The organism is Planococcus soli, from assembly GCF_016881065.1.
Taxonomy (GTDB): Bacteria; Bacillota; Bacilli; order Bacillales_A; family Planococcaceae; genus Planococcus; species Planococcus soli.
This window is the reverse complement of record NZ_WXYN01000047.1, coordinates 1-5,818: the sequence shown is the minus strand read 5'-3', so window position 1 is coordinate 5,818 and position 5,818 is coordinate 1. Positions and strand designations below refer to the sequence as shown.

The 5,818-nt window shown below is 46.2% G+C and carries 6 protein-coding genes; 2 read left to right on the top strand and 4 right to left on the bottom strand.

Annotated elements, in window-relative coordinates; all coding sequences use genetic code 11:
* Window positions 1–59: 59 nt before the first annotated feature.
* Window positions 60–1,004 carry a DUF2705 family protein gene (locus GJB59_RS14170; RefSeq protein ID WP_142827356.1) on the bottom strand — a complete coding sequence of 315 codons (945 nt, stop codon included), beginning with the start codon at window positions 1,002–1,004 and terminating at the stop codon, window positions 60–62.
* Window positions 982–1,905 (bottom strand): ABC transporter ATP-binding protein, encoded by a 924-nt coding sequence (locus GJB59_RS14165; RefSeq protein WP_142827355.1) that lies wholly within the window; start codon window positions 1,903–1,905, stop codon window positions 982–984. The genes GJB59_RS14170 and GJB59_RS14165 overlap by 23 nt, the downstream gene beginning before the upstream one ends.
* Before the next feature lie 154 nt (window positions 1,906–2,059).
* Here GJB59_RS14165 and GJB59_RS14160 point away from each other — a divergent pair, with 154 nt between their 5' ends.
* Window positions 2,060–2,479, top strand: coding sequence for a hypothetical protein (locus tag GJB59_RS14160; protein WP_142827354.1), 420 nt, complete (start codon window positions 2,060–2,062; stop codon window positions 2,477–2,479).
* Window positions 2,480–2,527: 48 nt separating this feature from the next.
* Here GJB59_RS14160 and GJB59_RS14155 read toward each other — a convergent pair whose 3' ends face one another.
* Both GJB59_RS14155 and GJB59_RS14150 read right to left on the bottom strand, forming a co-directional pair.
* Window positions 2,528–2,782 carry a hypothetical protein gene (locus GJB59_RS14155; protein ID WP_142827353.1) on the bottom strand — a complete coding sequence of 85 codons (255 nt, stop codon included), beginning with the start codon at window positions 2,780–2,782 and terminating at the stop codon, window positions 2,528–2,530.
* Window positions 2,779–3,936 carry a class I SAM-dependent methyltransferase gene (locus GJB59_RS14150; protein WP_142827352.1) on the bottom strand — a complete coding sequence of 386 codons (1,158 nt, stop codon included), beginning with the start codon at window positions 3,934–3,936 and terminating at the stop codon, window positions 2,779–2,781. Before GJB59_RS14150 ends, GJB59_RS14155 begins: the two co-directional genes overlap by 4 nt.
* A gap of 158 nt (window positions 3,937–4,094) precedes the next feature.
* On the opposite strand from GJB59_RS14150, the gene GJB59_RS14145 reads away from it, so the two are divergent.
* Window positions 4,095–5,738 carry an AMP-binding protein gene (locus GJB59_RS14145; protein ID WP_142827351.1) on the top strand — a complete coding sequence of 548 codons (1,644 nt, stop codon included), beginning with the start codon at window positions 4,095–4,097 and terminating at the stop codon, window positions 5,736–5,738.
* Window positions 5,739–5,818: the final 80 nt, after the last annotated feature.

Genomic DNA, 5,818 nt, shown 5'->3' with positions numbered 1-5,818 from the left:
GCCGCTTCGCCAGATCGTCTTATGCCCGTCGAATCTACACGGGCGCTTGGGCTTTTCTGTTAAGCCGTTACGTCTCTTTTTCCGAATGTCCAGTAGCTGATGGCCATGAATACTAGGAAATAGATGGCCAGTACAAGCAGGGACATCGAGATGGTGATGTCCGGAACCAGGAAGTTGCCGGTGTAAAATTGTGTCAGGTCGGTATGGGTGAACAGGTAGTATTTGACGATTTCATAATTCTGCAGGAAGAATACAGCTTGAACACCTGTGAACATGAGGAAGATCGATAAGCCGATAGCCAGAGAACTGGAGCGGAATACAGTTCCGAGCATAAAGGCAAACGTGCTGATCATCCAGATGCTTGAGAATTTAAGTGCTGCCAGTTTGAGGGCTTCCAGCCAGAAAGAAGCTTCTGCCACTTCGGTGCCGGTCCATGTAAGAAGAGTGCCTTCCCCGATGCCCAAAAAGATCAGTCCGGCAAGTGCTGTTGAAATCAGCAGAATCACTGTCAGTAAAACAGCGAACAGCAAAACGGTTATGTATTTGGAAGTAAGGATTTTCCAGCGTTTCACCGGCCGCGTCAGCAGCATTTTAATTGTGCCTTGCGAAAATTCAGCTGCGACAATGCTGGCTGCGACAATAACTGTCAATAGCGTGACGAGTGACATCATCATGTGAGTGTCGAGCACCTGCTGCTGCATGCTGGCGTATTCGAGTGGCGCAATATCATTTTCCAGACGATGCTCAGCGATGGCAATTTGCTCTTCGTAATTGTCAATCTGAGTTTCACTCAAACCAGGTTCCTCCATCATGAGGTTGATGCTGGCGAGTTCTGCCTGCGTATTCTCCTCCCAGCTTTCATCAATGTCTTGATTGCCTGTGGAATTCATCCACTTGGTGATTCCAAGACCGGCAAATACGATGAAAACCAGCAATATGACCATGATCCAAGTTATTTTCTTATTCCATAATTTCATCCATTCATTTTGTATGAGCTTGAGCAATTTCTCCGCCTCCTGTCATTTCAAGGAATTGCGATTCCAGGGTTTCCCGGTAAGGCTGGACGGCAAAAATTCTGGCGCCGGCACCTACCAATAAATTGATGGCTCCCGGGATATGTTCTGCTCCGGAGTCGATTAAATATCCATTGTCGTGCAATACTGCTGGAAAACCGGCCCCTGTCAGCACTTCGCCTACAAGCTCCAATGGCTCTGCTTGAATGTAATAGCGGGACTGCTGAAGTTCGTTGACATTTTTAATATCGATCAGTTCACCATTCTGGATAATGGCAATCCGGTCGCACAGTAATTCAATTTCAGATAGTAGATGGCTTGATACAAAGATAGCGACCCCGTTTTCCTTTGCGATTTTCTGAAGGTAAATACGGAATTCGCGGATGCCGGCTGGGTCGAGGCCATTTGTCGGTTCGTCTAGAATGAGGAATTTGGGGTCGTGCAACAGCGCTTGGGCGAGTCCAAGCCGCTGGCGCATGCCCAGTGAATAGGAACCCACTTTTTCATTGATGCGATTCTGCATGCCGACCTGTTTGACGACTTCATCTATTCGCTTTTTTGGAACGCCTTTGTGCATCCGAGAAAAGTGAAGCAGGTTTTTATAGCCTGACATATACTTATACATTTCCGGATTTTCAACAATTACGCCGACTTTCCGGATGCTGCCTTCAAAATCCCCTTGTACGGATTGGCCATCAATCCATACTTCTCCTTCAGTGGGCTTCATTAAGCCGACCATCATGCGGATAGTTGTGGTTTTGCCGGCTCCATTCGGTCCCAGAAATCCTGTGATTTCACCTTTGTGCAAATCCAGGTTCAGGTTTTTGATGATTTTTTTGCTGCCGATCGTTTTCGACAGATTTTTGATTTGGACGATCGCCTGTTCAGCCATATGATGCACCTGCTTTCTCTTATCGTGTCAGTAGTAATAACGAACCAAGAGAGCGAAAGTTTCACTTTTTTCCAGTGACATGGAACAGCAATGCATATTGCGTTAGAGAAAAGGGAATAGAAAAAGCAACAGCAAAATAATGGAGGGATTGGCGATGGAAGAGTTGGAGGATAAGGAACAGGTGTTGATCGCTTATTATGCGCAATACTATAGAGGTGCAAACTTTGAGGACGTCAAACAATTGGATCAGCACTTGTCGAAGGAAATCGGCGAAGAACGCTATGCAGCAGCGATGAAGGAATTGCAAAATGAAGGCCTGATTTTCGGGATTGAACAAGTGCAGGACCGCGAAAAAGAAGGACAGGACAGCCCGATGGCGACGAATGAAGGGATGTTGTATGTCAACAATATCTTGAACCTTCAATCCGATGCAGTAGAGGAACATCAATTGGACTATTTGGAGAACAACCTGAAAACCAGCAATTTGAAATTCACTTTGGAACCGGTAAAGGCATATATATTCAAAACCATTCAGGAACAGGCGCAGCAAAAGCCGAATGAAAATTCTCCTTAATGGACAAAAAGAAGCGAAGGCTCACTATGGCCGACGCTTCTTTTTGTCCTATAATTTAAAGATGAAAAACACTAAAAAGATGGAGATGATGACAAGCGTATTGACGGTGAATGAGGTGCGCTTGCTGACAGATTGATCAAGAGATGGAAACCGCTCAACAATCCGCATTGCTCCGTAAATAAGAGCAACTAATAGCAGTAAAGTCACAATGATATTCATATCATAAACGCGGACATCGATAAAGCGTATCAGCACGACTGAAAAAGCTAAAATTATGCCGTTTACCAGGTTTTTGCGTTTCATAAATACTCCTTTAATTCGTTTTCCAGAAATGGGGTGGCTGACAGGAGAGCAGTGAACTGACGATAACGTTCAAATTGCCCTGCAGCAGGTTTTCGATCGGTTTTATAAGCACGGATCAAAATATTTTTAGGGGTATGCTCCATATCGATAAACTCCATTAATTGTGTTTCATAGCCGACCAGCGACAGCAGTTCTGCACGGATAGAGTCGGTCGCCAGGGCGCTGAACCGCTCTTTGATCAGCCCGTGCTGAAGCATGATGCCAAGTTCCGGTGCATCGATTTGGCTGTTTAGTTCATGCTGGCAGCAGGGAACGCTCAAGATCACTTTAGCATCCCATTTGACGGCGCGTGCTAAGGCCATATCGGTTGCTGTATCACAGGCATGCAGGGTGACGACCATATCGACAGCCGATTCACCGTTGTAGTCGTTAATGTCGCCAACCAGGAATTCCAGCTGTTCGTAGTGGAGATCCTGCGCAATCTGCTGGCATTCCTCAATCACTTCTTTTTTCAAATCAAGGCCGGTAACACGGAGGTCCAGTCCTTTTTCAATGCGCAAATAATGGTAAAGCGCAAAGGTCAAATAGGATTTTCCAGAGCCGAAATCGAGGATGCGAACGGTGCGGTCTTGCGGCAAATAGGCAAGTGCATCGTCAATAAATTCAATAAAGCGATTGATTTGGCGAAATTTATCATATTTCTGTTTTTTGACTTTGCCATCTGGGCTTTGTACGCCAAGCCGCACCAAAAATGGATACGGAATGCCGTCTTCCAGCAAATACTGCTTTTTGCGGTTATGCGAAAGCTCGGCTTTTTTCTCCCCGGTCGGTTCGGCTTTCCAGATGACTTTGAATTTCTTGGATAGTTGGATCTGCACCTTTTCATCTGTAAACTGAAACAGTGCCTGGCGGAAATCAGTGAACAAAAGAGCCAGCTTTCTGGCCGCTTCCTCAACCGGCAGATTTTCATGTTTTAGAACATGCTCATGCTGGTACTCGAATTGAATCAAGTATTCTTTCTTTATCTCAACCGGTTTTAATTTGATCCGTTTGATGTCATTTGATTTAAGCCTTGGCTGGCTGATGGTTGCTGACACCAACTGCTGCTGCAAAAGGCGTTCTGTAAGTTGGTCCTGCATTGTTTGTAAGTCCATGGTCGATCCCTTCCATTGCATGTAGTAGTTTTAGTTTATCATGCAGTGCCTGATAAGAGCGAGCTGTCCGTTTTTACAGATAGAGCAGGTTCCATTAATTTGGGATTTTGTGATAGTATATAGTGGACTGAAAACGTTTTCAATTAGGGGGATGAAAGATGGTTATTTTGCAAAAGACAGTCGGCCAAGTGGTAAAAGAGCAAGCCGGGCGACATCCGGAGACGGAAGCTTATGTCTATCCAGAGCATGGCATCCGAAAATCCTATAAGGAATTCGATGAAGAAACCGATCGTCTGGCCAAAGCGTTTATCGGCATTGGGATTGAAAAAGGGGAGCACGTGGCCATTTGGTCAGACAATAAGCGTGAATGGCTGCTGAGCCAATTCGCTACCGGCAAAATGGGCGGTGTGCTGGTGACAGTCAATACCAGCTACCAGTCCAGTGAACTGGAGTATTTATTGGAACAGTCGGACGCAACAACTTTGATATTGGGGGAAGAATTCAAAGGCACCAGCTATATAGAAATTCTCAACACGGTTTGTCCGGAGTTGGCAACGGCTGATAAAGGAAAGATTATAAGCAAGAAGCTGCCTCATTTGAAACGGGTGATTGTTATGAGCAATAACAATTATCCGGGAATTTATTCGTGGAACGAATTTGAGGCTTTTGCTAGTGGAGTCAGCGACGAGCAGTTTGAGGAGCGCTTCCATTCGATGGATCCTGACGATGTCATCAATATTCAATACACATCAGGCACTACAGGATTTCCCAAAGGCGTCATGCTGACACATCTGAATGTCGTCAATAACGGCAAGTTGATCGGTGACACGATGAACCTGACGGAAAAGGACCGGCTGTGCATTCCGGTGCCTTTTTTCCACTGTTTTGGCTGTGTTCTTGGAACGATGGCCGCGGTCACGCATTCCACGACCATGGTCATTGCGGAGCAGTTCGAACCGAAGCGCGTGCTGCAGATGGTGCAGGACGAAAAATGCACGGGGCTTCACGGGGTGCCAACCATGTTCATCGCCGAATTAAACCATCCGGAATTTGCATCGTTTGATACTTCCACGCTTCGCACAGGCATCATGGCCGGTTCACCTTGTCCGATTGAAGTGATGAAGAAAGTCATCCATGATATGGGCGCTTCAGAAATCACTATCGCTTACGGACAAACAGAATCGTCGCCAGTCATCACGCAGACGCGGGCGGAGGATGATATTGAAAAACGGGTCTCAACTGTCGGCAAACCGCATGACGGAGTGGAAGTGAAAATTATCGATCCGGTGACAGGCGAAGAGGTCGAGACAGGCGATCCCGGCGAACTTTGTACAAGAGGCTATCATGTTATGAAGGGCTATTATAAAAATGAAGAAGCCACCCAAGCAGCCATTGATTCCGAAGGCTGGCTTCATACGGGTGATATCTCAGTGGAAGACGAAGACGGCTATATTGCCATTACCGGACGGATTAAAGATATGGTAATCCGCGGAGGCGAAAATATCTACCCGCGTGAAATCGAAGAATTTCTTTACCAGCACCCTTCGGTCCAGGATGTTCAAGTGGTCGGTGTGCCGGATCCGAAATACGGAGAAGAACTGATGGCATGGGTGATCCTGAAAGCAGGGGAAGGGCTGGAGGCAGAAGAGTTGAAGGAGTATTGCAGCGGGAAAATTTCACGACATAAAATTCCGCGCTATATTGAGTTCATAAAGGAATACCCAATGACAGCATCCGGAAAAATTCAGAAATTCAAGCTGCGTGAACTATCTGTAGAGCGTAGCCGGCAAGCGGGTGTTTGAGTGGGTATAATGCTTGATAGCTAAAAGCGTCTCCTGGACGCTTCAGACTGTAGACAAAATCTAACCAAAATGAATAGTAG

Coding starts and splice junctions, on each gene's coding strand:
- GJB59_RS14150 (WP_142827352.1), bottom strand. CDS start 3,936: ATGGACTTACAAACAATGCAGGACCAACTTACAGAACGCCTTTTGCAG.
- GJB59_RS14160 (WP_142827354.1), top strand. CDS start 2,060: ATGGAAGAGTTGGAGGATAAGGAACAGGTGTTGATCGCTTATTATGCG.
- GJB59_RS14145 (WP_142827351.1), top strand. CDS start 4,095: ATGGTTATTTTGCAAAAGACAGTCGGCCAAGTGGTAAAAGAGCAAGCC.
- GJB59_RS14165 (WP_142827355.1), bottom strand. CDS start 1,905: ATGGCTGAACAGGCGATCGTCCAAATCAAAAATCTGTCGAAAACGATC.
- GJB59_RS14155 (WP_142827353.1), bottom strand. CDS start 2,782: ATGAAACGCAAAAACCTGGTAAACGGCATAATTTTAGCTTTTTCAGTC.